We start from the raw sequence: 25,576 nt of genomic DNA, 5'->3' as shown, positions 1-25,576 counted from the left end.
TTGACATGAACGTAATGACCGACATCGACGCCAAAGCGAAACAGCGTGCTGAAGAGATCGACAAGCTCTGGTACAAAGACGCGATCATCTACCAGCTGCACGTGAAGACCTTTGCCGACAGCAACAATGACGGCATCGGCGATTTCGCGGGCCTGACCGAAAAGCTGGATTACCTGCAGGATCTCGGCGTCACCACCCTGTGGCTGATGCCGTTCTATCCGTCGCCCGGGCGCGACGACGGCTACGACATCGCCGATTACGGCACCATCCATCCCGACTTCGGCACGATGAAGGACTTCAAGCGCTTCATCCACGAAGCCAAGCGGCGCGGCCTGCGCGTCATCACTGAGCTCGTCATCAATCACACCTCGGACCAGCATGACTGGTTCAAGCGCGCACGCCGCAGCCCGGCAGGCTCATCCGCGCGCGACTGGTATGTCTGGAGCGATACCGACCAGAAATATCAGGGCACCCGGATCATCTTCACCGACACCGAGAAGTCCAACTGGACCTGGGATCCAGAAGCCAAGGCTTATTACTGGCATCGCTTCTTCTCGCATCAGCCGGATTTGAATTTCGACAATCCGCGCGTCGTCTCCGCCGTGGTGCAGGTGATGAAACGCTGGCTCGATGCCGGCGTCGATGGCTTCCGCCTGGACGCGATCCCCTATCTCGTCGAGCGCGACGGCACCAATAACGAGAACCTGCCGGAGACCCACAAGGTCATCAAGCATCTGCGCGCCGAGCTCGACGCCTATGCGCCCGGCAAATTGTTGCTGGCCGAGGCCAATCAATGGCCGGAGGACGTGCAGGAGTATTTCGGCAACAGTGACGAATGCCAGATGGCCTATCACTTCCCGCTGATGCCGCGCATCTATATGGCGCTGGCGCAAGAAGACCGTTTCCCGATCACCGACATCATGCGGCAGACGCCGGATATCCCACCTGACTGCCAGTGGGCCATGTTTCTGCGCAATCACGATGAACTGACGCTGGAAATGGTCACCGACGTCGAGCGCGACTATCTGTGGTCGACCTATGCCAACGATCCACGTGCGCGCATCAATGTCGGCATTCGCCGCCGCCTGGCGCCCTTGATGGACAACGACCGCCGCAAGATCGAGCTACTGGATTCGCTGTTGCTGTCGTTCCCCGGCACGCCGATCATCTATTACGGCGACGAGATCGGCATGGGCGACAATATCTATCTCGGCGACCGCAACGGCGTGCGCACCCCGATGCAATGGGCGCCCGACCGCAATGGCGGCTTCTCGCGCGCCGATCCCGCGCGGCTCTATGCACCGCCGATCATGGACCCGATCTACGGCTACGAGTCCGTGAACGTGGAAGCACAGTCACGCAGCCTGTCGTCGCTGCTGTCGGCGACCAAACGCCTCATTGCCGTCAGGAAATCGACGCTCGCTTTCGGCCGCGGCACCATGACCTTCATCCGCCCCGACAACCGCTCCGTTCTCGCTTATGTGCGCCAATTCGGCGACGAAGCGATCCTCTGCGTCGCCAACCTGTCGCGCGCCGCGCAGGCCACCGAACTCGATCTGTCGCCGTGGAAGGAACGCGTGCCGCTCGAAATGCTCGGCCGCACCAAATTCCCGCCGATCGGCGAACTGCCTTACATGATCACGCTGGCGCCTTACGGCTTCTACTGGTTCCAGCTACAGCTCCGCGATGTCTCCGAACATTCGCAGCCGCCGGTGGTGCCGGAATTCGAAACGCTGGTGGTGCCGCTCGGCTCGACCTGGATGACTCTCGCCCGTACGCGTGGTGTGTTCGAGCGCGACGTGCTGCCCTCCTTCCTGGCGCGCAGCCGCTGGTATCCGGAGCGACAGCCCAAGGCGATCCAGCCCTTGCTCACCGGCGCGATCCCGTTCTGCGAGATCGGCGACAACCGTCCATGGCTGGTGTTCTTCGAAACGAGCCAGCGCAACGTCACGACGCGCTATCTGCTGCCCATGCAGATCGAATGGACGCGCTTCGACCGCGAGCGCTACAATCCGAAAGCCTTTGCCGCCGTCCGTCAGGGCGCGCGCGAAGGTACACTGCTCGACGTCGCCACCGACCACATCTTCATCTCGCTGCTGCTGCACAATCTGCGTATTTCTCTGACGGTTGAGGAAGAAGGCAAGCGCCTAGAATTCCGGCCGACGGCGAAGCTTGCCAAAAAACCCGCTGCTTCTCTCGAGAATATCCGGGCGGTGGAAACCGAGCAGTCCAACAGCACCGCTCTGGTCGATAAAGACTATGTCGTGAAGATCTATCGCAAGCTGCAGGCCGGCATCAATCCGGAGATCGAGGTCAGCCGTTTCCTGACTGACATCGCGGGCTTCACCAACACGCCGGCTTTGCTCGGCAGTGTCGAGCTGGTCGAGGGCGATCAGCGCACAGCCGTCGCCATCGTGCATGCCTTCGTGCAGAATCAGGGCGATGCCTGGACAGTGACATCGGCCTATCTCGACCGTTTCGCCGATGAGCAGCGCCTGCTGGCCGTCGATGACCACGCCCCGCACAGCGAAGAGCAGGTTCCTTACCTGCTCTATATGTCGCAAACCGGACGCCGCGTCGCCGAGATGCAGATGGCGCTGGCCAGCCACGACGACATCCCGGATTTCAAACCGGAGCGAACATCGCCCGATGATATCAAGCTGTGGATCAATGAAATCGTCTCGCGCGCCGAGCCGGTGTTCAGCGCGCTGGCACAGCGTCGTAACAACGTGCGTGACACCGATCGCGCCCTGATCGATCAGGTTCTGGCGCTGCGCAACGGCCTGCGCGAACGGCTGGCTGCGCTACTGCCCGAGGGGACCGACGGACTGAAGATCCGTCATCACGGCGACTTCCATCTCGGCCAGATGCTGATCGTCAAGGACGACATTTTCATCATCGACTTCGAAGGTGAACCACGCCGGTCGATCGACGAACGCCGCCGCAAGGCGCCGGCCGCGCGCGACATCGCCGGGCTCATCCGCTCGATCGATTATTCGGCCACTGCGGCGCTCGAACGGGCGCTCAGGGTTACGCCCGATGACACCGGCAAGCTTGCCGCCGCGCTGGATGCCTGGCGGGAACGCGCCACATCGTCCTTCGTCGATGCCTATCGCGAGACCATGACCGACAAGCGGTTGTGGCCCGCCGATCAGAATGCTGCGGCAAGCATGCTGAATTTCTTTCTCATCGAGAAGGCGCTCTACGAAATCGAATACGAACTCGCGCATCGGCCAGACTGGCTGCGGGTGCCCCTGGCCGGCATCCTCCGCATCCTGCACCAGCACTCTGAGGAGGTCGTGTGACCAATATGACCAATCTACCCGCGGAGGCTTACGCGATCGTCGAAGGTCGCCATTCGGATCCGTTTCACTATCTCGGCCCTCACAAGGAGGACGACCGGATCATTGTGCGCGCCTTCCTGCCTGAAGCCGTGAATGTCGATGCCATTGACGATCATGGTGCCACCACGGCGCTGGAGCGTGTCCATGATGCCGGCCTGTTTATCGGCGCACTGGCCAATGGCTCGACCAAATATCAATTGCGGGCGCGCTATGGCGACAAGTCCGTCGATCTCGACGATCCCTATCGCTTTCCGCCGATCCTGAGCGAGTTCGATCTCTACCTGCTCGGCGAAGGCACGCACCAGCGGCTCTATGACAAGCTCGGCGCCCACCCCATGGTGCTCGAAGGCGTCAGCGGCGTCGGCTTTGTCGTGCTCGCACCGAATGCGAAGCGCGTCAGCGTGGTCGGCGACTTCAATTTCTGGGACGCGCGGCGCCACCCGATGCGCGTGCGCGGTCCAGGCTACTGGGAATTGTTCGTGCCCGGTGCCGTCCCCGGAGATCACTACAAGTTCGACATCATCGGTCCACATGGCCAGCTGACGCAGAAGTCCGATCCGATGGCGTTCGCGGCGGAACTGCGCCCCTCGACGGCCTCGATCGTGCTCGATGAAACCAGGATTCCGCATCCGCGTCCTGCACCGGCCGATATCAACGCGCTCAACAAGCCGATGTCGATCTATGAGGTCCATCTCGGCTCATGGCGCCGCAAGGGCGACAATGAATGGCTGACTTACCGTGACCTCGCGGAGACGCTGCCGCGTTACGCCCGCGATCTCGGCTTCACCCATGTGGAATTCCTGCCCGTCAACGAGCATCCGTTCGACGGCTCCTGGGGCTATCAGCCGACCGGCATGTTTGCGCCGACCAGCCGCTTCGGCACGCCGGCAGAATTCGCATTGCTGATCGACGCCTGCCACGCCGAAGGGCTCGGCGTGCTGCTCGACTGGGTGCCCGGCCACTTCCCTGATGACCCGCATGGACTCGGCAACTTCGATGGCACGGCGCTCTACGAACATGCCAACCCGCTGCAGGGCCGGCACATGGACTGGGGCACGCTGATCTATAATTACGGCCGCACGGAAGTCGTAAACTTCCTGGTGTCGAACGCGCTGTTCTGGCTGGAGCGCTACAACATCGATGGTCTGCGCGTCGATGCTGTCGCCTCGATGCTGTATCTCGATTACAGCCGCGAGGCCGGAGCCTGGATTCCAAACAAATATGGCGGCCGCGAGAACATCGAAGCCATCAGCTTCCTGCGCCGCTTCAATACCGAAGTGTTCGCCAAATTTCCGCACGCCACCACGGCTGCGGAGGAATCCACCGCCTGGCCGCAGGTGTCACGCCCGGTCGAATTCGGCGGCCTCGGTTTCGGCTACAAGTGGAATATGGGCTGGATGCACGACACGCTGAACTATATCAGCAAGGATCCCATCTATCGCAAATACCAGCACGGCGACATCCTGTTCGGCCTGCAATATGCGTTCTCGGAAAATTTCGTGCTGCCGCTGTCCCATGACGAGGTGGTGCACGGCAAGCGCTCGATCCTCGGCCGCATGCCCGGCGACGACTGGCAGCGCTTCGCCAATCTGCGCGCCTATTATTCCTTCATGTTCGGACATCCCGGCAAGAAGCTGATGTTCATGGGCTGCGAGTTCGCCCAGGAGCGCGAATGGAATCACGATCATTCTCTGGACTGGCACCTGCTGGAGCAGGACAGGCATGCCGGCATCCATTCGCTGATCCGCGATCTCAACGAGCTGTATCGCAACCAGCCGGCACTGCATGAGCTCGACTGCGATCCCGCAGGATTCGAGTGGATGATCACCGACGACGCCGGCAACAACGTCTTCGCCTGGCTGCGCAAGGGCGCCAATCCGCGCACGCAATGTCTCGTGGTGGTGAACTTTTCGCCGAACGTCTATCACAATTATCGCGTCCGTGTGCCGTTTACCGGCACTTGGCGCGAGGTGCTGAATTCCGACGCCGCGCATTACGGCGGCAGCAATGTCGGCAATTCAGGCAGAGTGATTGCAACCGGGCTCGTGCCCGAACTCAGTCTGACCATTCCACCGCTGGCCGCTATCTTTCTCGTACCGGAACTCTAGAGCATGAGATTATCAGCCGGCACGCCCTCCCGCCTCGGCGCAAGCTGGGACGGACGGGGGACAAACTTTGCCTTGTTCTCCGCGAACGCCAGTAAGGTCGAACTGTGCCTGTTCGACAGCCAGGGACGCCGCGAGCTCGAGCGCGTCGAACTGCCGGAATATAACGAGCACGTCTTTCACGGCTATCTCAACGACGTCTCGCCGGGCCAGCTCTATGGTTATCGCGTGCACGGCCCCTATGAGCCGGAGCACGGACACCGCTTCAACGCGCATAAGCTGCTGCTCGACCCCTATGCCAAGAAACTGGCAGGGCGTCTCGTCTGGAGCGACGCGCATTTCGGCTATCGCACCGGCTCATCCCGCGAGGACCTGTCCTTCGACCGCCGCGACAATGCGCGCGGCATGCCGAAGGCTGTGGTGGTCGACGAGACCTTCAACTGGGGGCGCAAGGAAGCGCGCCCGAGCGTGCCCTGGGAAGATACGATCATCTATGAGGCCCATGTGAAGGGCCTGACGCAGACCCGCAAGGATGTACCGCCAGGGCTACGCGGCACCTATCGCGGCCTCTCGTCGCCGTCGATGATCGATCATCTCAAACGGCTCGGCGTCACCACCATCGAGCTGCTGCCCGTGCACAGCTTTGTCGATGACCGCCGGCTGGTGGAAATGAAGCTGGTGAATTACTGGGGCTACAACACCCTCTCCTTCTTCGCCCCGGAAGCGCGCTACGGCGCCGACAATCCGCTCGATGCGTTCCGCACCACGGTGGCGCGTCTGCACGATGCCGGCATCGAGGTGATGCTCGACGTGGTCTATAACCACACCGCCGAGGGCAACCATCTCGGTCCCACGTTGTCCTATCGCGGCATCGACAACGCATCCTATTACTGGCTGATGCCGGACAATCCGCGCTTCTATGACGACTTCACCGGTTGCGGCAGTTCGGTGAACCTTACGCATCCGCGCGTGTTGCAGATGGTAATGGATTCACTGCGCTACTGGGTGGAGGTGTGTCACGTGGATGGTTTCCGCTTCGACCTTGCGACCACCCTGGCGCGCGGGCCAAACGGCTTCGATCGCAATAGCGGCTTCCTCACCGCGATCCGGCAGGATCCTGTTCTCGCGAACGTCAAGATGGTCGCGGAACCTTGGGATCTCGGCATGGGCGGCTACCAGGTCGGCGCGTTTCCGTCGCAGTGGTCGGAATGGAACGACAAATATCGCAGCGCCATGCGCCGCTACTGGAGCGGCGAGGGCTCGCTGATCGGCGAGGTCTCCAGCCGCATGACCGGCTCCTCCGACGTGTTCAACCATGACGGCCGCAAGCAGCGCGCCGGCATCAACCACGTCACCGTGCATGACGGTTTTCCGCTGGCCGATCTGTTTGCCTATAACGAGAAGCACAACGAGGCCAATGGCGAGGACAATCGCGACGGATCGTCGGATAACCTCAGCAACAACTTCGGCGTCGAAGGCCCGACCGACGATCCCGAACTGCTGGCACTTCGCCGGCAGCTGCGCAAAAACCAGCTTGCCTGTCTTTTCCTAGCACAGGGCGTGCCACTGCTGCTGGCCGGCGACGAGGTCGGCAATACCCAGGGCGGCAACAACAACGCCTATTGCCAGGACAACGAGATCGGCTGGGTGACCTGGGACAACCTCGGCGATAAGGACGAGGACCTCACCGCCTTCATCGGCCATATGGCGCAACTGCGACAGCGCTTTCCCCAGATCACCGCGCAGCGCTGGCTCGATGGCCGCCGCGCCGATGGCACCTATGGCGTGCTGTGGCTGACGCCCTCGGCCGAGGAGATGACGGAAGCGGACTGGGCATTTCCCGACGGTCGATTTCTTTCTTATGTGCTCAGCGCCTCGGGCGAGAACACCAACCCCATCTTTATCGTGCTGAATGCGGCGCCCGAAGGCATTGCCTTCAAGCTGCCGAAGATGACGGAATACAAGAATTGGCGGCAGGTGCTGAACACCGCCGATGACAACCTCTCCATCGCCATCCTGCCACCGGGCGCCGACATCGACGCGCCTCCGCGCTCGGTGCTGGCTTTTGCGGGGACGCCGGCATGAATGGGCATTCGTTCGGGCCGCGGTTGACTGCGAAAGGTGCGATCTTCCGATTGTGGGCACCGGCCGCGCAGCGCGTCGATGTGATGCTCGGCGATCAATCCCATCCCTTGAAGCCCGGCGAAGACGGCTGGTTCGCGGCAGAGATCGCGGGCGTGACAGCCGGCGCGACCTATCGTTTCAGAATCGACGGAAAGACCGACGTCCCTGACCCCGGCTCACGCTTTCAGCCGGGCGACATCTCCGGCCCTTCCGAAGTGATCGACCACAGGACTTATTCGTGGCGCGCGACCGACTGGCGCGGCCGGGCCTGGGAAGAGACCGTACTGATTGAGACCCATGTCGGCACCTACACGCCGGAGGGCACCTATCGTGCTATGATCGACAAGCTCGATCATCTGGTCGCGACCGGCATCACCGCGTTCGAGCTGATGCCGGTGGCGGATTTCGCCGGCAAGCGTAACTGGGGCTATGACGGCGTGCTGTGGTATGCGCCGGACGCGATGTTCGGCCGTCCCGACGATCTCAAGGCGCTGATCGACGAGGCCCATCTGCGCGGCCTGATGGTGTTCCTCGATGTCGTCTACAATCACTTCGGGCCGGAGGGGAATTATCTCGGCCTCTATGCGCCGAATTTCTTCGGCGGTGCCGATACGCCGTGGGGATCGGCGATCAACTATCACCTGCCGCAGGTGCGGGCCTACGCGATCGAGAATGCCGTGGCGTGGCTACGCGATTATCGCTTCGACGGGCTGCGGCTCGATGCGGTGCATGCGATCCCCGAACAGGGCGAGATCCCGATGCTGCACGAGCTGAGCCGCGAGGTCGGCAAGCTGGCCGCCGACACCGGCCGGCTGATCCATCTCGTGCTCGAGAACGACGACAACCGCGCCACGCTGCTGGACCCCGTCACCAACCCGGCGCGCGGCAAATATCGCGCGCAGTGGAATGACGACTATCACCACGCCTGGCACGTGCTGCTCACCGGCGAGGACAAGGGCTATTACAGCGATTTTGCACCGAAGCCGCTCGATCACATCGTGCGGGCGCTGGGCTCGGGCTTCGCCTATCAGGGCCAGCCTTCGGCGCATCGCGACGGCGCACCGCGCGGCGAACCGAGCCATGAACTCGCGCCCACTGGTTTCGTCAACTTCCTGCAGAACCATGACCAGATCGGCAACCGCGCACTCGGCGACCGTCTCGAGGCCCTGGCCAAGCCTGAAGCGATCGAGGCCGCGCTGGCGATCACGCTGCTGGCGCCGATGGTGCCGATGCTGTTCCAGGGCGAGGAATGGGGCTCGAAGGTGCCCTTCCCATTCTTCTGCGATTTCCAGGGCGATCTCGCCAATGCCGTGCGCAACGGTCGCAGGAAGGAATTCGCCAGCGCCTATGAAAAATACGGCGACGAGATTCCCGATCCGCTGGACGAGCGCTCCTTCCGCTCGGCTTTCATCGATTGGGATCAGCGCGACACTGAGCCGGGCCGGAAGCGGCTGGCTCTGGTGCGTAACCTGCTGGCGCTGCGCAAGCAGCACATCGTGCCGCGTCTTGCCGGTGCGCGCTTCGGCAAGGCCGAGGCGACCGACGAGGGCTTCATCACGGCATTCTGGAAAATGGGCGACGGCAGCAGACTGCATCTCGCGGCCAATCTGTCGGATAAGGCCGTTAACGCAGCACCGCCGAGCACTGGCACAACCATTTGGGGCAACACTACCACCGGCGTGGGGACGCCGTGGTCCGTCGCATGGCGGATCGGAGATAGATAATGGCGCCTGCGATTCCCGTCGCGACCTACCGCATTCAGCTGACCAAGGATTTCGACTTTGATGCCGCCGCGGGCATAGTCCCCTATCTAAAGGCGCTTGGCATCACGCATCTCTACGCGTCGCCATTCATGAAATCGCGCGCCGGCTCGACCCACGGCTATGACGTCGTCGATCACACCAAGCTCAATCCCGAACTTGGCGGCGAAGCCGGCTTCGAGCGCCTGAGTGCCGCGCTGAAGGCGCACGACATCGGCCTGATTCTCGATTTCGTCCCCAATCATGTGGGCGTGCATTTCGCTGACAATCCGTGGTGGCTCGACGTGCTGGAATGGGGCCAGGCCTCGCCGCATGCCGTCTCGTTCGATATCGACTGGGATACCCTGCCCTATCGCGCCCGCGGCGGCGTGCTCTTGCCGATCATCGGCTCCTCCTACGGGCAGGCGCTGGACAATGGCGAGATCGAACTGAAATACGACCCCGGGGAAGGCAGCTTCTCAGCCTGGTATTTCGAACACCGTCTTCCTATCGCGCCGGAGCGCTACAGCGAGATGCTGCGCAGCATCGTCAAGGAGGCAAATGCAGGCGAGACCGCGGCCGGCCGCGCGATCCTGAAGCTGGCGGCCAAGCATACCGGCCTGCGCCATCCCAACCGGCAGGAAGCGCCGGCGTTCAAACGGCAGCTCGCATCCATCGACGGTGCTGCCGAGGTCATTTCCAGAGGCCTCGAGGCTTATCGCGCCGGCGCGGATCGGCCGGCACAGATCCAGGCGCTGCACATGCTGCTGGAGCGCCAGCACTACAAGCTGGGCCAGTGGCGCCTCGCCTCCAGCGAGATCAACTATCGCCGCTTCTTCGACGTCAACACGCTGGCCGGGCTGCGCGTCGAGGACGCCGGCACGTTCGAGGCGGTCCACTCGCTGGTCAAACGACTGATCGCCGAGGACAAGTTGCAGGGTCTGCGACTCGACCATATCGACGGTCTCCGCGATCCCTCGCAATATTTCCAACGATTGCGCCGGCTGATCCGCGAGGCGCATGGCCGCTCGTCCAAGCCGTTCTATATCGTGGTCGAGAAAATCCTCGGCGAAAATGAGAAACTGGTGCCCTTTGCCGGCGTGCACGGCACCACCGGCTATGAATGGCTCAATGTCATCACGCAGGTGCTGGTCGAGGAAAAGGGCCTGGAGCCGCTGGGCGAAACCTGGCGGCAGGTCAGCAATACCTCGCCGAAATTCGATCCACTGCTGATGGAAGCCAAGCGCCGCGTGCTCGATACGCTGCTGCTCAGCGAATTCACGGTGCTGACGCGCCTCCTGGCGCGGATCGCCAACGGACATTATTCGACACGCGACTTCTCCGCCGACACGCTGCGTCAGGCGTTCGAACTCTATGTGTTGCATTTCCCGGTCTATCGCACCTATCTCACCGCCGCCGGCCCGTCCGCCCTCGACCGGCAACTGATCGCCACGACCATCGAGAAGGCGCGCGCCGACTGGTTCGGCACCGACGAAGGCCTGTTCGACTTCCTGCGCGACGCGTTGACGCTTGACCTGCTGAAGCCCGGCCGCCCTGCGCACAGCAAGCCGCGCGTGCGGCGCTTTGCATTGAAGGTGCAGCAATTCACCGGACCGACCATGGCGAAGTCACTCGAAGACACCGCCTTCTATCGCTATCACCGCCTGCTGGCGCTGAATGAAGTCGGCGGCGAGCCGGCGGCGAACGCGATACCTGTCGCCACGTTTCACGAGATGATGGTGACGCGCGCGCGCGAATGGCCGCATGGCATGACCTCGACCGCCACTCACGACACCAAGCGCGGCGAGGATGCGCGCGCGCGCTTGCTGGCTTTGGCCGAAATGCCCGGTGAATGGGCCAGTGCGGTCAGCCGCTGGAAGGTGCTGAATGCGCCGCATCTGGTCGTCTATGGCGAGGCGCGCACGCCCTCCGCAGCGTTTGAGTATATGTTGTATCAGGCGTTGATCGGCGCATGGCCGCTCGACGGACCGGACAGTTCCTTCCTCGAACGGATGCAGGCCTATGCGCTGAAGGCGGCGCGTGAAGGCAAGCAGGAGACGAGCTGGCTCAATCCGAACGAGGCTTACGAGAAAGGCCTGCACACGTTCCTGGAGCGCATTCTCGATCGCGCGCAATCGCCTGACTTCATCGAGGCGCTCGAGACGTTTGCCAAGCGTACGTCGCTCATCGGCGCATTGAATTCGCTCAGCCAGATCACGCTGAAAGCGACCATTCCCGGCATGCCGGACTTCTATCAGGGTACAGAATTCTGGGATTTCTCGCTGGTCGATCCGGACAACCGCCGACCGGTGGATTTCGCCGAACGCACCAAAGTGCTGGAGGGACTGCGGCAGCCGGATTGGGCCGCGCTGGCGCAAAACTGGAATGATGGCCACATCAAGCTCGCCTGGACGCGCGAGCTGTTGAAACGCCGCACCGCAATGGCAGCCGTCTTCACCGATGGCGATTACGAACCGCTTGAAGTCACCGGACCTCAGGCCGCACATATCATCGCCTTTGCGCGGCGGTATCAGCGCGACGCCGCCATCGTCGTGACCCCGCGCGCCTTTTTCGAAGCAACGCAAGGCGGGCGCCATTGGCCGGAGGCGACGGCGTTCGACGCGACCGTGATCGCGCCCGGCTACCTCGTCGAAGGTGCATCGCAGAAGAACGGCGCGAGCGAGCTCTCCGTCACCAAACTCTTCAGGCAGCTTCCGATGGCGATCGTGAAGGCCCATGCCGCGCCGAAACGCATTCGTTCGACGCGTTTGCAATAGCCCACACGACAAGGCCGTCCGGGATCAACGGCCGGACGGCCTGGCGGATGTCGTGCCGACTCGAGAAAGGTCGGTTCCCTTCCTCCGCGTGCTCAAAGCCTTTCATCAAATTATTGGCGAATGGTTTATGGCGGAAGGAACGTGCACTGCACACTCAGGGGCGGCTTCCTATGCTGCTAAGCAAAAGACATTGAAGAACCGCGGGAATTCCTCTTGAGCGCTTCGCAGCGCATCAACTCTTTTTTGTAAGCAGCAGATTTCCGCGCGATCTGATCGCCGCCTGGGCAACTTGCGCGAATCGCTGCAGCAACCACGGCAGCACTACTTCGACCTTGACGTGATCGTCCGCGACATCCACCTGGCCGGACGCAGCCTGCCCCAGGGCGCGGACACGGAAGATCATCCGGTCCCCCTCCCAACGTTCCTCATCTACCGTCAGCGTCGGGACATTCGACGCAGCACGCGTCAAGCCATTCCTGAGACGGCGAGACGCTTCCTCGCGGCCGAGGCTGTGCGGAATGGAGACGATGAGAGGTGCAGACATCACACGATCCTTTGTTAGCTCACCGGTTGTATGCCCGATTTTGTCCGGCGGTAGTCGCAATCAAAGTTTCAACCATGGAACCTTGGGGATGCCTGCGCGTTTTTATCGCATGAAGGCAGCAGGCTTGTCCGTCTGCCAGGCTGAGGAGAAATCCATGTCTATTGGTACTATTATTCTGATCATCCTGATCATCGCCTTGCTTGGCGGCTTCAGCGGTATCGGTGGCGGTCCGTTCTACGGCACCGGCTATTACGGCGGCGGCGGTCTCGGCCTCATCGTGGTGATCCTGCTGATCCTCCTGTTGCTTGGTAAGTTGTAAGAGAAAATATTGATTTCAAGGCGCGCGATCCGGAAGGGTCGCGCGCTTTCGTTTTGTCTCAGGATGGGTAGAGCGCCTTCGCGAGACCCATCTTCTCATGCACGAAGGCGATGGGTTTCGCTGCGCTCTACCTATCCTGAGATGTCAGGCCATCTTTCCAATCGCCGCCTTGATCGACGATGCAACATCATCGTAACCGGCCCACGCCTTGCTCTTCTTCAGAAGCGCCGGCACGCTGCGCACCGTGAACCGCTTTGGATCGAGATCGCTCCGCACCTGCGCCCATGTCAGCGGCATCGACACGGTGGCGCCCTTTCGCGCCCGGGGTGACAGCACAGATACCGCGGTCGCCATGCGGTCGTTGCGCAGATAATCGAGGAAGATCTTTCCGCCCCGTAGCTTCTTCGACATGTTGAGCAGATAGCGCTCGGGGTCATCGCTCGCCATCTGCTGGCACACGGCCTGCGCAAAGGTTTTCGCGGTCTTCCAGTCCACCTTGTCCTTGGCCCCATACAACAGCGGCACGACCACATGCAGGCCCTTGCCGCCGGTGGTCTTGCAGAAGCTCTCCATGCCGAGACCAGACAACCGTTCGCGCATCTCGCGCGCCGCATCCATCACAGCTGCAAACTCCACATCGGGCGCGGGATCGAGGTCGAATACCAGACGTCCAGGCGTATCCGGCGCGCCCGGCGCGCAATTCCACGGGTGCAATTCAAGGCCGCCGATCTGCGCGACGGCTGCGAGGCCCTCGACGCGGTCGATCTGCAGATAGGGCTTGCGGTCGCCCGAGACCTTCACAAGCTCCAGCAGATTGGACGTTCCCGGCATGGCATGGCGCTGGAAGAACTGCTGGCCGTCGATGCCGTCGGGCGCGCGTACAATCGAACAGGGCCGCCCCTTGAGATAGTCCATCATCCAATCGCCGACCGCTTCGAAATAAGTGGCGAGGTCGTGTTTGGTGACGGGCTGGTCGTCGCCTGCATCGGGCCACAGCTCCTTGTCGGGCTTGGAGATGGAGACACCCATGACGACAGCATTCCCCACCGCTGCCCTTGCGGGTGCAGCCTTCTTCGCAGTCGTCTTCGCGGCCTTCTTCGCACCGCGCTTCGGCTTCGGCTCGGCGAGCTCCGTCTTCTTCGGCGTTTCGGCCTCGACCTCGTCCGCGGGTTTGTCCTGCCGCAGCCCCTTGAATGCAGCCTGCCGCACCATGCCCGCGCCGGTGAAACCTGCGAATTCGATCTCGGCCACCAGTTCGGGCTTCAGCCAGTGCACATCGCGGCCGCCGGGTGGTGTTTCCTTGCCGCCAAAGGGGCTGGTCTTTGCCGCCGCTGCTTTCAGCGCTGGCATGATGCGCTTGACCGTGTCCTGGCCGAAGCCGGTGCCGACCACGCCGACATAGGCCAGATGATCGCCCTTGTGGACGCCGACCATCAGCGACCGGAATTTGCCGGCATTGCTCTTCCATCCGCCGATCACGACCTCATGGCCGGCCCGGCATTTGGCCTTGGTCCAGTTTTGCGAACGGCCGGATACATAGGATGCCGAGAGCTTCTTGGAGACAATGCCTTCCAGCGACAGTTTGCAGGCGGATCGCAGGATGGCATCGCCTCCGGTGTCGAAATGATCGACATAGCGGATCAGGCTTTCCTTGCGGCCACGGCGGGCTTTGTCGAGAAGCTCAAGAAGCCGTTCCTTGCGCGCGCTCAACGGCAGCTTGCGCAGATCCTCACCGTCGGCGAACAACAGATCGAATGCAAAGAAGATCAACGTATCGGTCTCGCCATCCGACAGCGCCGCCTGCAGCGCCGCGAAGTCCGGTGCGCCGTGCGCATCGAGGCCGACAATCTCGCCATCGATGATGGCATCCGGGAGGCCGGCGGCTTCGCTGGCGATGGCCTGAAATTTCTCCGTCCAGTCGAGACCCTTACGCGTCTTCAGTGTCGCCTCGCCGTCCGCGACACGAAGCTGCACACGATAGCCGTCGAACTTGATCTCATGCGCCCAGCCATCGGCAGAAGGTGGACGATCGACCGATACACAAAGCTGCGGCGCGACAAATCCGGGCATCTTCGCGACCCTCGCGGCCTTACCTGTGACAGCCTTCTTCGCTGCAATCTTCTTCGTCGCACCTTTGCCGACATCCGCCTTGGTCTTCACGCCTTTCGTCGCACGCGCCTGCGCAGCGCTGCCCTCGCTGGAATCCCACACCGCATCCGGCTTGATCCTCGCGGTCTTGGCAATCATGAAGGGCTTCGGCGCTTTTCCCTTGCCCGACGCAATCTCGCGCATGGTCCGGCCGGAGGCGACCGACATATCGTCATCGAGAATCCTGTTGGCCTTGCCTTCCCTGACGAATTCGTCGCGGTGCTTGATCAGCAACCAGTTGGTGCGTTTGCCGCCATTGCGGTCATGCTTCATGCGCACCAGCACGAAGCCGCCATGCAGCTTCTCGCCATCCAGCGTGAATTTGAGGTCGCCTTTCCTCAAGCCCTTTTCCGGGTCCTCGCTCTCCCAATAGCCGCGATCCCAAAGCTGCACCGTGCCGCCGCCATATTGCCCCTTGGGGATGGTGCCTTCGAAATCGCCGTAATCGAGCGGGTGATCCTCGACCTCGACAGCGAGGCGCTTGTCGGCAGGGTCCATGGACGGACCGCGGGTGACGGCCCAGGACTTGAAAACGCCGTCCATCTCCAGCCGCAGGTCGTAATGCAGCCGGGTGGCATCGTGTTTCTGGATCACGAAACGGCGCCGCTTCGCCGGCGCGACCACGATCTGGCCCGACGGCTCTTTCGTCTGCGCGAAATCGCGCTTCCGGCGGTAGGTCTGAAGCTGCTTGTCGGCCACGCCGTCCCCCACTCAACGCATCGGGCACATGATCCGGCCCGGAACCAAAACCGGCAACTGCCGTTGAAGTTCCTGGAAATCCACGCCAGCGCAATACTTTGCGGCCTGCGTGCTTCATTTGTAGATCGAGTTGGAGAACGAGTATGGCCCCGCCCCGCGCCTATTGGAAAGGCTCTCTCAAGCTGTCGCTCGTCACCTGCCCGGTGGCGCTGTATCCGGCCGCGACGACGGTCGAGAAGACCAAATTCCACATGATCAACCGCGAGACCGGCAACCGGCTGAAGCAGCAGATGGTGGACGCCGAGACCGGCGACGTCGTTGAAAAGGAACAGAAGGGCCGCGGCTACGAGATCAGCAAAGGCGAATATGTGGAGATCGAGAAGGAGGAGCTGGAGGCCGTGCAGATCGAGAGTAACCACACCATCGACATCGACAATTTCGTGCCGCGCGACGAGATCGACCGGCGCTATCTGAACGCCCCCTATTACATCGCACCCGACGGCGACGCCGGCGCCGATGCCTTTGCCGTGATCCGCGACGCCATGAAGGACAAGGACCGCGTGGCACTGGCCCGCATCGTGTTGACCAATCGCGAGCACATCATCGCCATCGAGCCGCTCGGCAAGGGTCTGCTCGGCACCACGCTGCGATTCCCCTATGAGATACGCGACGAGGAGGACTATTTCGACGGCATCAAGAGCCCGAAGATCTCCAAGGACATGATCGACCTCGCAATACATATCCTCGACAGCAAGGCTTCACATTTCGATCCGACCGAGTTCAAGGACGAATATGAAACCGCGCTGAAGACGCTGGTGAAGCGCAAGGCTGCCGGCAAGCCGGTGAAGGTGGTCGAGAAGGAAGACAAGCCGGATAATGTCATCAATCTGATGGATGCGCTAAAGGCGAGCCTCAAGGGTGGCAAAACGCCGAGCAAGCGTGTCTCGGCCACACGGCCGCATGTGGCGCGTAAACGGCCCGCCAAGAAGACCGCGCGGTCATCCGCACGGCACCGCAAGGCAAGTTGACCGCATGAAGCCCGTTGCAATAGCTCTCATTCTGACGGCGACACTTGCCGTGACTGCCGATGCGCAACAACTGCAGACCCGGGAATGCAATGCCTCGAACATCGGCTTCGTCGCCGAGGCCATCGCCAAGATGCCTGACAGCAGCAAGCAGAAGAAAACGGCGTCGGACGAAATCGGTCTTGCCAGCGAAGCAATGGTGGAAGGCAAGGAAGACGAATGCAAGAATCATCTGCTGAAAGCGACACTGCAGACCAAGTGATCTGCAGTGTCGCCTCAAGCCTGAAACCAATCAGCCGTTCTTCTTTCTGGACTTTTTCGCTGCTCTCTTTGCCGTCTTTTTCGCGGCCTTCTTCACGGTTTTCCTGGCCACCTTCTTCGTTGTCTTTTTAGTCGCGGCCTTTTTCTTCGGCGCCTTTGGCACTTTCCGGCCTTCGGCGCGGGCTTCAGACAGGCCAATCGCGATCGCCTGCTTCTTGCTGGTCACCTTCTTGCCCGAGCCGCCGCTTCGCAATGTGCCGGTCTTGCGCTTCTTCATGGCCCGCGCGACCTTCGCGGCCGCCTTCTTGGAATATTTCGCCATTCCATGCTCCCATTATGATCGAAATGTTCAATCGTCGCCGCGAATGATGGTTCCGCAGGAGTGATGTGCGAACCGAAGGACTTATGAAATCCCTATAACGCGGTACCACCGCTCATCTCGTTTTCAAACGGTCCGCCGATCATCTTGCAGACATTCGCTCAAGCGAATGAACTGGAGACTGCAAGTGATCACCATCGAACCTCCCTCGTGTAGCTCATCCCTCATTTTCATCGGCAAGAACCGCCGCGGCCAGTGGGTCGCGCAGGAGCAGAACGGCCTGTTCGGCGGGTTGTTCGTGAGTCGCGCGAATGCCGTGCGCTACGCGCTGTTCGAAAACGGCCATCACCCCGAAACTATCATCGAGACGGCGGGCCTCATCGAGCTCGATATGAGTGCCGTGCCGGTCACGGCAGCAACCTCTGTCGGACTGTTGCAACAACGGCGCGTCGCCTGAGCTTCTCACCATGTCCGCAGTTGCCCTTCGGGCCCATGCCCTCCCGCAAGCTCATGCCTCCCGTCACACCAATGACTGGTTGCATGGCATCATCGCTGACGTGCCGACGCCGTTCGATGCGCATGGCGCACTCGATCTCCTCACTTTCGCGCGGTTATGCGAGCGACAGTTTTGTGCCGGCGCGAGTGCCATCGTGGTCGGAGGAACTATTGGCGAGTCTGACACGCTCACCTCGAACGAGCGCGCCACGCTGATCCGGACTGCCGCCGGCGTCGCCCGAGGGCGCATCCACATCATTGCCGGCGCGGGATCGAACTGTACCAGTCGCGCCATCGAATCGACGCGGCTGGCACGGGCCGCCGGCGCCAATGCCGTCATGTCGGTCGTACCGTATTACAACCGCCCGACGGCAGATGGCATCGCAGCGCATTTCCATGCGATCCTGAAGGCGACATTGCTGCCGGTCATTGTGCATGATGCACCGTCGCGCTGTGCCCGTGCGCTGACCGACGACACGCTCATCGGTCTCGCCGCCTCGCCACGACTGATAGGCCTGCGCGACGACACCGGTGACGCCGGGCGACTGGCGCGATTGCGGCCACTGCTGCCGGCAGGTTTCCGGATGCTGACGGGACAGGACGCCGCAGCCCTGCCCTATCTGCTGCTCGGCGGCGACGGCGTTGTCTCCGCGATGGCCAATATGGCGCCGCAGCTCTGCCGCGGCATGTATTACGCGGCCCGCCAGGGATGCCCGCGCTATGCGACAACCATTTCCGACATGCTGGCACCGCTCGCCGACGTCCTGCCGTCGGATCAGGCAGCAGCAGCGGTGAAATTTGCATTGAGCCTGCGGGGCCTGGGGAATGCTGCCGTGCGCCTGCCGCTGACGGAGCTCACAGAGACCGAGCAGCAGCAGGTCTACGCCGCGATGGAAGCGATATGGGCGCAGCCTGACGACGCGCCGCCCCTGCGCCGCGTGCGCTAGGACTGGGGGCGCGTCCGCTCGCTCTTCTCGCGACATTTCGGGCCGGGTCCGCGCATGTAATGTGCGGCCGGCCGATAGACCGCAGGTCCAATGACAAAACGCCAAAGCCGGGCGAGAATGCCCGGCATGATGGTCGCATAGGAGGCGATGCGCGCGAACAGCGCTGCAGAACGGTCTTTCCTCATGGCACGCTCCGGCGATCCGGAAGCACCGGCGTATCAGTGGCACGGACGCGGACGCGCGCCAGCTCACGCCGCGCGCGGCGCATCTTGTCGGCGACCAGCGCCATGTGAATGGCGGCGAAAAAACCCTTGATGTGGTTACGCGTCAATCGCGCGGCGACGCAGAGCCGCTTCCACTGGATATCACCGGAGTGATAGACGATCGGGGCCTGGTTGCGGCTGATGAGGTAGCTGCGATAAGCGCTATCGGCCGAGAGATCGTGCAGCTGCGTATCGCGATTGTAGAACATCGTCATGGTCGTTGTCCGTCTTCTCAACTCCCTGGCGCATGAGCGCGTCGGGATGGTGGGAAGATGCGGACATCGCCATATGAAATCGAGACGGGCAGCCGCGCCTGTTCATAGGCGCGGCATAAAGATGGAAGCGGCCGCGGTGACCGGGCTCAGCACCCGTCGGATGGGTAGTGCGTCTACGCGAAAACCCTCGCCGCATATGCAAAAGCGATGGGTTTCGCTCCGGCGCTACGCGCCTGCACTCTACCCATCCTGCGTCTCAACTCTTGCTAGCGCCTCAGCTCCTGGCCATACAGTCTTCGATATAAAACCAGCGGTCGTCGCCAGCGAGGCCCTTGACCTTCACGTCCTTGCGGCAGGCCTTGAGCTTGCCCTTGTTGGCGCTCCACTTCGCCTTCATTTCCTTGAGGCTCTGCTTGTTCAGCTTCATCTTGGCGGGTGTGGCAGATGCCGCTGGCGTCGCGGGCGCCTGCGCCGAGGCAACGCCGATTGAAGTTACTACGAACAAGGCGGCCACGAGGCCCGTGGTGATGCGTGTCATCGTTATCCCCGAATGTGCTTGTTTTGAAGATTGATCGTCAGATGTGAAACAGGACCGGAAGCTTGCGCCGCCGGTCCCGCAAAGCCTTACTGGAAGATCTTGACCGCGCTCTGCAATGTGAGCCAGACGCCCCAGCACAACGGGATGCCGACAAAGGCCCAGAAGGCGATGGCGCTGGCGTCGAAACCACCCTTGCCGATGCCATAGGAGCCGCCGCCAGTCGACGCCGCAGCGCCCCTGGCCTGCAGCGCCGCGACTTCGTCGGGCTTCATGAACCAATGCGGCGCCAGCGGCCTCACCAGCATGTTGCAGATCAGGCCGAGCACCAGCATGCCGGCAAGGATGTACATCGTAAAGTCATAGACCTGCGCCCGCGGCACGCCGGCGGCGATCTGGAATTCGCGGATGTAGTTCACCACCACAGGACCGACGATGCCCGCCGTCGCCCAGGCCGTCAGCAACCGGCCGTGGATAGCGCCGACGAACTGGGTGCCGAAGATATCTGCGAGATAGGCCGGGATCGTGGCGAAGCCGCCGCCATACATCGAGAGGATGACGCCGAAGGCCAGCACGAAGAGGACCTTGCTGCCCATCGCCGCCAGCGTCGGCACCAATGCGTAGAGAACGATGCCGAGGATGAAGAACGTATAATACGTGTTCTTGCGACCGAGCTTGTCCGACAGCGACGCCCAGAAGAAGCGGCCAGCGATGTTGAACAGCGACAGCAGACCCGCGAAGCCAGCGGCGATGCCGGCGATGGCGGTCTTTTGCGTGGCCGAGAGCTGGCTGAATGAGACATCGGGCAGGCCGATCAGCTTGCCGGCGAAGATTTCCTGCAGCATTGGCGAGGCCATGCCGATGACGCCGATGCCGGCAGACACGTTCAGACAGAGCACGCCCCAGATCAGCCAGAACTGCCTGGTCTTGTGTGCATTGTCGAGATGCACGTGACCGGTGGTGATCATGGCATTCGCTGTCGCCGGAGCGGTCCAGCCATCAGGCTTCCAGTTCGGCGGCGTGATGCGATAGGAGAACGCGCCGATCATCATGAACACGAAATAGATCACGCCCATGGCGAGGAAGGTCTGCCAGACGCCGACATCGGTCGGGGTCTTGAAATAGTTCATCAAGAGATTGGCCAGCGGCGAGCCGATCATCGCGCCACCGCCGAAGCCCATGATCGCCATGCCCGTCGCCATGCCGCGACGATCTGGGAACCACTTCACCAGCGTCGACACCGGCGAAATGTAGCCGAGACCGAGACCGATACCGCCGATCACACCGGAGCCGATCCACAACAGCCAGAGCTGATGCGTGTAGACGCCGATCGAACCGAGCACGAGACCGCCGCACCAGCACATGGCCGAGACGAAGCCGGCCTTGCGCGGACCGACGCGCTCGAGCCAGCCGCCCCAGATCGCGGCAGAGACGCCGAGCAGCACGAAGAATAGTGTGTACATCCAGCCGAGGCTGGCGACCTTCCAGTTGCAGGTGGTGGTGAAGAGTTCAGTGGCGAGGCTCATGCCGTCGCACACGTCTTTCGACGCAGGTGTCGTGATCGCCTGCGACAGCGGCAGCCAGAACACGCTGAAGCCGTAGGCCATGCCGATACAGAGATGGATACAGAGGGCAGCAGGTGGAACCAGCCACCGGTTGAAGCCGGCGGTCGCAATGATGCGTTCGCGTTCCAGCAATCCTGGCTTGGTGCCAGACAGTATTCCGGCGTTGCCAACACTTGTCATGAAATCCCCCCTGCAGCCGACCCTTCTGAGCCGATCAGCGATTTGAAAAAGTCGCGTCGTCAATTCCCCTGCAGCGCGCAGAAAAGATTCAAGCGCGCGCACTCAATGAGAATGGGCCAGAAGCGACTGCGGGAGTCGATAGTCCAAAGGTATCAGGAGCGAAAATTTCTCAATGATTTCCACTGCATCGCAGCAACTCAATCGCGATTTGCAATCGCAGCATTTCGTTTCTCGATAAAGAAGATCATCACATCGCCGCTGCGTTCAGACGTCTCGATCTGATCACCGCTCTGTTGGATCAGAGCAGGGATGTCGATCACTGCGAGGGGGTCCGTGCAGTGAACTTCAAGCCGATCACCGACCGACAGTGCCTTCATCGCCTTGCGCGTCATCAGCGCCGGCAACGGGCATTTCAATCCTGTCAGGTCGAGCTTGGTGAGGGCCATCGTGGGGTTCCGTTTTGTGCAACTGCGTTATATCCGGCTGACGCCAAATGTCATATGCAGCGCTATGACGATGACGAGCGCATATCCGACCACTTTGGGCGTGCTGCTGGCCGGCGGCCTGGCGCGCCGGATGGGCGGCGGCGACAAGCCGATGCGGACAATCGGCGGCCGCAGCATCCTGGCCCGCGTGATCGCGCGCGTCGCACCGCAATGCGACGGGCTGGTGCTGAACGCCAATGGCGATCCCGCGCGGTTCGCGTCCTTTGCCCTGCCGGTGATCGCCGACGACATTGCGGATTTCCCCGGCCCCGTTGCCGGGATTCTCGCAGGCCTGGAATGGACAGTGGCCAACCGACCGGATGTCACGTGGATGCTCAGCGTCCCGGGCGACTGCCCTTTCCTGCCGCGCGACCTCGTCTCGCGTTTGCATCGGGCCCGCATCGCGGAGAATGCGCAGCTTGCCGTCGCCTCCTCGGCCGGACAATCGCATCCCGTCATAGGATTGTGGGACGTTGCCCTGCGCCATGAGCTACGCGATGCCCTCGTCAACGAGAACATGCGCGCGGTCGGCCGCTGGACGTCCCGCTACAAACTCGCAACCGTCCAATGGCCGGTTGATCCGGTCGACCCGTTCTTCAATGCCAATACGATGGATGACATCGCAGAGGCCGAGCGGTTGGCGAAACTGGATGACGGTTAACGGCCCGTCGCCGTTGCGACGCTGCATTCAAGAGACGCATCATCCGCACCGCATCTCCTGAGATGGGCGTTCTTAGAATCTCACAGCGAAATTCCCGCGCAAGGTCTGGTCGGTGACACCCGAACCGAACTGACCGCCATAGGTGACACCAAGCGTGGCGTTCGGCGTGACATTGATGTCAAAGCCAAGATCCGCGACAGCGGCGTTTGCAGCGATAGGCACACCGGCAACGGTGAAAGGTGATCCACCGGCAAAGGCCATGATCGAGGTTGGCGTCACGTCACCGAAGGCGTGGCGCCAGCCGAGCATGCCACGCGTTGCCGCGGTCATTCCGTTGCCGAGATCAAAGCTGGTCGACGCCCGAAGCCCCAGCGTGGTGAAGGTGACGCCGGTGTTGTCGCTCCGGCTGGTAAGCGCTGCAACTCCTCCGCCTCTTTCTGTAAATCCATCGGTTGCCAGATTGACATAAGCGAGGTTCGCGAAGGGCTCGAAAGCCAGATGGCCGAGCGGCGTCCGCCCTGCCCCGATGCGATAGCCGAACTCGCCGAAGGCTTGCGTCGTACTCGCGCTGTAGTCACCCCTCAGCATCTCGGCAACGCCCGGAAATCCGACCGAGCGATTGATCGACAGATCATGTCGCGTGTAGGCAAGACCGGAGCGGAAAGCGAGATCGCCCCACTGCGTGCCGCCATAAAGACCGCCATGGTAGTTGTCGCTGGAGCCGGACGAACCGCGATCGGCCAGGCGGAACGTCGAGCGGCTATAGCCGCCGATAGCACCGACGCGCCATCCATCGATGAACGGCGAATCGGCGCCGACCATGAAGCCACCGATGTCCCGTTTGACGGTTGCGGCGTTTCCGTCGCCGCTCCATTGGCCCCAGGAGCCGAAGCCGCGGCCCCACATCGCGACGCCATCGGTTGTGGCTGGCGCAAGCACCGGACGGCCGTTGACATAGGTCGTGACAGGCGTAGCCGCGGCGCCAACGCCGTCGAAGGCCGCGCGCAGCCGGTCGATCGCGGCTTCGCGGACAAAGCGACTGTCCTCGATCATCACGCCCTTGGCCGACGCATGCACCTCGCCGGACAACTGGTCGAAGGCCGAGCGGGCCTGCGCCGCATCGAGCTGCACCAGTGCGCCCACTAATGGACTGCCAACCGGCAGATTATCTGCTCCTCCACCAGCCGCGATCTGATTGCGGGTCGATCCGACCGAGGCGAAGGTGACGTTGCTGCGGCTGACGCCAAGATAGACGTTGGTTGCATCGTAGGTCAGGCCGTAGGCCAGGAACGGCGTCGCCGTCGCTCCGCTGGCGCTGGCGAAAGTGCCATTGATGCCGGCGGCTGCCGTCAGGATCGTAAACTGGCTCCCGAGAGGCGCGGCACCGGAGGCGACGATTGTGCCACCGCTCAGCGTCGCACTTCCTGTCGCAGCAATTTTATCCGACTGCCCGGCTGCGTTGGTCTCCACCTGATAGATTGATCCCGCTGCAAACGTCACATTGCCGTTGACGTTCAACGTACCGATCGAATTGCCAGGGCCGACAATGCCGCCGCCATTAGCAACGATGCCACCCACGGTGCCGATACCGCCCAGGATGCCGCCGCCCGACACCGTCACCACCGAATTGGCGAGCGAGCCGTTCACGGCCAGCCGCCCACCGGTCACGCTGGTCGCGCCGGAGAATCCGCCCGAATCGCCAGTAAGTATAGTCGTGCCGGCAAGCTGGTTGATCGATCCCGGCCCACCGATATCCGGGGCAAAAGTATAGCCGGTGCTCGTATGATTGAAATTGATCGTGCCGGTCCCGCTGCCGAAAAAGACCGACGCACTATCGAGCGTGCCCGGCGCCGCCGCCGCCGCTCCGGTGCCGCCGCCGATATTGAGCGTACCCACCGAGCCTGCTTGAAAGCCAAGAAGCACATTGCCGCTGACCGATACGACACCGCCATTTGCAATCGTGAGCGTGCCGTTTCCCATTTGACCGATAGCGAGGCTATTATTGACGATCAAATGCGAGCCCGGACCTGTGACCGTTACGGTGCCGACCGAGCCCGCATGTTGCCCTATGTAGTTTGCCCATGTGGTACCGATGACAGTGCCGCCATTCGACACCGTCAGCGTGCCGGTGCCGCTATTGCCAACGACGATATCGCTGCCGGTCACGGTCGATCCAGCACCATCGACGGTCACTGCACCGACCGCACCGGAACTATCCCCGACAGAGAACTCCCAGGCGCTGGTGTTGACGACACCGCCGTTCAGGACCGTCAGCGCGCCAGCACCGTGATAACCGACCGCCATGCCTTCGGCGTTCCAGACCGAGCCCGCGCCGGTGACGGTCACCGCACCGGTCGAGCCAGGTTGGTTGCCGATCAATCCCAGGCTGCTGATCAGGCTACCACCGTTGAAGATATTCAGTACGCCGTTACTGGAAAAGCCAATCCAGATCTCGCCATTGAGCAATGCGGCGCCACCGTTGATGTCTGCCGGCGTCGTCGTATTCATCGTCACGGAGTCGGAAGCCGTCGGGACCGTACCTGAACTCCAGTTTCCGGCCGTAAACCAGTCGGACGATATGCTCCCGTTCCAGCCAAGTGTCGCTGCATCAGCGGATGTCCACGACACGACACCGATCAGCGCCGCGCATCCGGCCGTCAGTGCCAGATGGCTGGCATTCGCCAGGTATCGCCGGGGTCTCTCGATGGTGCTGGTCGTCGAACGTCGAGACATATATTCCCTCTTGCGAACCGGTAGCCGTGCACCAGACGTCGCATTGCTGCGCGGCGGTGTCTTGGGCTGGAATGCAGAGGAATTGTCCTGGAG

Annotated in this window: 20 protein-coding genes; 11 read left to right on the top strand and 9 right to left on the bottom strand. The window is 62.0% G+C overall.

The window, feature by feature from the left end; translation table 11 throughout:
* Positions 1-5: 5 nt before the first annotated feature.
* The 5 genes from treS to treY are packed head-to-tail and all read left to right on the top strand — an operon-like array spanning position 6 to position 12,089.
* Positions 6-3,305, top strand: a complete 3,300-nt coding sequence (treS, locus tag ACEK02_RS04910; protein WP_371420670.1) for a maltose alpha-D-glucosyltransferase — start codon at positions 6-8, stop codon at positions 3,303-3,305.
* Positions 3,306-3,310: 5 nt separating this feature from the next.
* The gene (gene glgB / locus ACEK02_RS04905) at positions 3,311-5,452 is read left to right on the top strand and encodes a 1,4-alpha-glucan branching protein GlgB (RefSeq protein WP_371420698.1); all 2,142 of its coding nucleotides are present in this window, start codon (positions 3,311-3,313) and stop codon (positions 5,450-5,452) included.
* Between the two features lie 3 nt (positions 5,453-5,455).
* Positions 5,456-7,534: a glycogen debranching protein GlgX gene (gene glgX, locus ACEK02_RS04900; protein WP_371420669.1), complete on the top strand. Its 2,079-nt coding sequence runs from the start codon at positions 5,456-5,458 to the stop codon at positions 7,532-7,534.
* Positions 7,531-9,297 (top strand): malto-oligosyltrehalose trehalohydrolase, encoded by a 1,767-nt coding sequence (gene treZ / locus ACEK02_RS04895; protein WP_371420668.1) that lies wholly within the window; start codon positions 7,531-7,533, stop codon positions 9,295-9,297. The genes glgX and treZ overlap by 4 nt, the downstream gene beginning before the upstream one ends.
* A complete protein-coding gene (gene treY, locus ACEK02_RS04890) occupies positions 9,297-12,089 on the top strand; it encodes a malto-oligosyltrehalose synthase (protein ID WP_371420667.1) in 2,793 nt (930 codons plus the stop codon). The genes treZ and treY overlap by 1 nt, the downstream gene beginning before the upstream one ends.
* Positions 12,090-12,321: 232 nt before the next feature.
* Here the strand turns inward: treY and ACEK02_RS04885 are convergent, their stop codons facing one another.
* Complete coding sequence (locus tag ACEK02_RS04885; protein ID WP_371420666.1) at positions 12,322-12,633, bottom strand: polyhydroxyalkanoic acid system family protein; 312 nt, start codon at positions 12,631-12,633, stop codon at positions 12,322-12,324.
* 154 nt (positions 12,634-12,787) lie between these two features.
* On the opposite strand from ACEK02_RS04885, the gene ACEK02_RS04880 reads away from it, so the two are divergent.
* Entirely contained in the window at positions 12,788-12,952 is a 165-nt protein-coding gene (locus tag ACEK02_RS04880) for a DUF3309 family protein (protein WP_081422059.1), read from the top strand.
* Between the two features lie 144 nt (positions 12,953-13,096).
* On the opposite strand, the gene ligD is transcribed toward ACEK02_RS04880, so the two are convergent.
* Complete coding sequence (gene ligD / locus ACEK02_RS04875; RefSeq protein WP_371420665.1) at positions 13,097-15,799, bottom strand: DNA ligase D; 2,703 nt, start codon at positions 15,797-15,799, stop codon at positions 13,097-13,099.
* Between the two features lie 143 nt (positions 15,800-15,942).
* Here ligD and ACEK02_RS04870 point away from each other — a divergent pair, with 143 nt between their 5' ends.
* Positions 15,943-16,827 carry a Ku protein gene (locus ACEK02_RS04870; protein ID WP_371420664.1) on the top strand — a complete coding sequence of 295 codons (885 nt, stop codon included), beginning with the start codon at positions 15,943-15,945 and terminating at the stop codon, positions 16,825-16,827.
* A gap of 4 nt (positions 16,828-16,831) precedes the next feature.
* Positions 16,832-17,086: a hypothetical protein gene (locus ACEK02_RS04865; protein ID WP_371420663.1), complete on the top strand. Its 255-nt coding sequence runs from the start codon at positions 16,832-16,834 to the stop codon at positions 17,084-17,086.
* A gap of 30 nt (positions 17,087-17,116) precedes the next feature.
* Here ACEK02_RS04865 and ACEK02_RS04860 read toward each other — a convergent pair whose 3' ends face one another.
* Entirely contained in the window at positions 17,117-17,407 is a 291-nt protein-coding gene (locus ACEK02_RS04860) for a DUF6496 domain-containing protein (protein WP_371420662.1), read from the bottom strand.
* 184 nt (positions 17,408-17,591) lie between these two features.
* Between ACEK02_RS04860 and ACEK02_RS04855 the strand changes: the two genes are divergently transcribed.
* Together ACEK02_RS04855 and dapA are read left to right on the top strand one after the other, a co-directional pair.
* Positions 17,592-17,861, top strand: coding sequence for a hypothetical protein (locus ACEK02_RS04855; protein ID WP_371420661.1), 270 nt, complete (start codon positions 17,592-17,594; stop codon positions 17,859-17,861).
* Between the two features lie 10 nt (positions 17,862-17,871).
* On the top strand, positions 17,872-18,846 hold the full coding sequence (gene dapA, locus ACEK02_RS04850) for a 4-hydroxy-tetrahydrodipicolinate synthase (RefSeq protein WP_371420660.1): 975 nt from the start codon (positions 17,872-17,874) through the stop codon (positions 18,844-18,846).
* Here the strand turns inward: dapA and ACEK02_RS04845 are convergent.
* From ACEK02_RS04845 to ACEK02_RS04825, 5 genes are all read right to left on the bottom strand, one after another.
* Entirely contained in the window at positions 18,843-19,031 is a 189-nt protein-coding gene (locus tag ACEK02_RS04845) for a hypothetical protein (protein WP_371420659.1), read from the bottom strand. The genes dapA and ACEK02_RS04845 overlap by 4 nt on opposite strands.
* Positions 19,028-19,324: a hypothetical protein gene (locus ACEK02_RS04840; protein ID WP_371420658.1), complete on the bottom strand. Its 297-nt coding sequence runs from the start codon at positions 19,322-19,324 to the stop codon at positions 19,028-19,030. The genes ACEK02_RS04845 and ACEK02_RS04840 overlap by 4 nt, the downstream gene beginning before the upstream one ends.
* 274 nt (positions 19,325-19,598) lie before the next feature.
* Complete coding sequence (locus ACEK02_RS04835; protein WP_371420657.1) at positions 19,599-19,862, bottom strand: hypothetical protein; 264 nt, start codon at positions 19,860-19,862, stop codon at positions 19,599-19,601.
* An 86-nt stretch (positions 19,863-19,948) separates the two neighbouring features.
* The gene (locus ACEK02_RS04830) at positions 19,949-21,604 is read right to left on the bottom strand and encodes an OFA family MFS transporter (RefSeq protein WP_371420656.1); all 1,656 of its coding nucleotides are present in this window, start codon (positions 21,602-21,604) and stop codon (positions 19,949-19,951) included.
* A gap of 197 nt (positions 21,605-21,801) precedes the next feature.
* Complete coding sequence (locus ACEK02_RS04825) at positions 21,802-22,050, bottom strand: sulfurtransferase TusA family protein (protein ID WP_371420655.1); 249 nt, start codon at positions 22,048-22,050, stop codon at positions 21,802-21,804.
* A 70-nt stretch (positions 22,051-22,120) separates the two neighbouring features.
* Here ACEK02_RS04825 and mobA point away from each other — a divergent pair, with 70 nt between their 5' ends.
* Positions 22,121-22,750 carry a molybdenum cofactor guanylyltransferase MobA gene (gene mobA / locus ACEK02_RS04820; protein ID WP_371420654.1) on the top strand — a complete coding sequence of 210 codons (630 nt, stop codon included), beginning with the start codon at positions 22,121-22,123 and terminating at the stop codon, positions 22,748-22,750.
* 72 nt (positions 22,751-22,822) lie between these two features.
* On the opposite strand, the gene ACEK02_RS04815 is transcribed toward mobA, so the two are convergent.
* Positions 22,823-25,483 (bottom strand): autotransporter domain-containing protein, encoded by a 2,661-nt coding sequence (locus ACEK02_RS04815; protein WP_371420653.1) that lies wholly within the window; start codon positions 25,481-25,483, stop codon positions 22,823-22,825.
* Positions 25,484-25,576: the final 93 nt, after the last annotated feature.

The sequence above is a fragment of the Tardiphaga sp. genome, assembly GCF_041424195.1.
GTDB lineage: Bacteria > Pseudomonadota > Alphaproteobacteria > Rhizobiales > Xanthobacteraceae > Tardiphaga.
The sequence above is the reverse complement of the archived record's forward strand: the minus strand, read 5'-3'. Positions and strand labels throughout refer to the sequence as shown.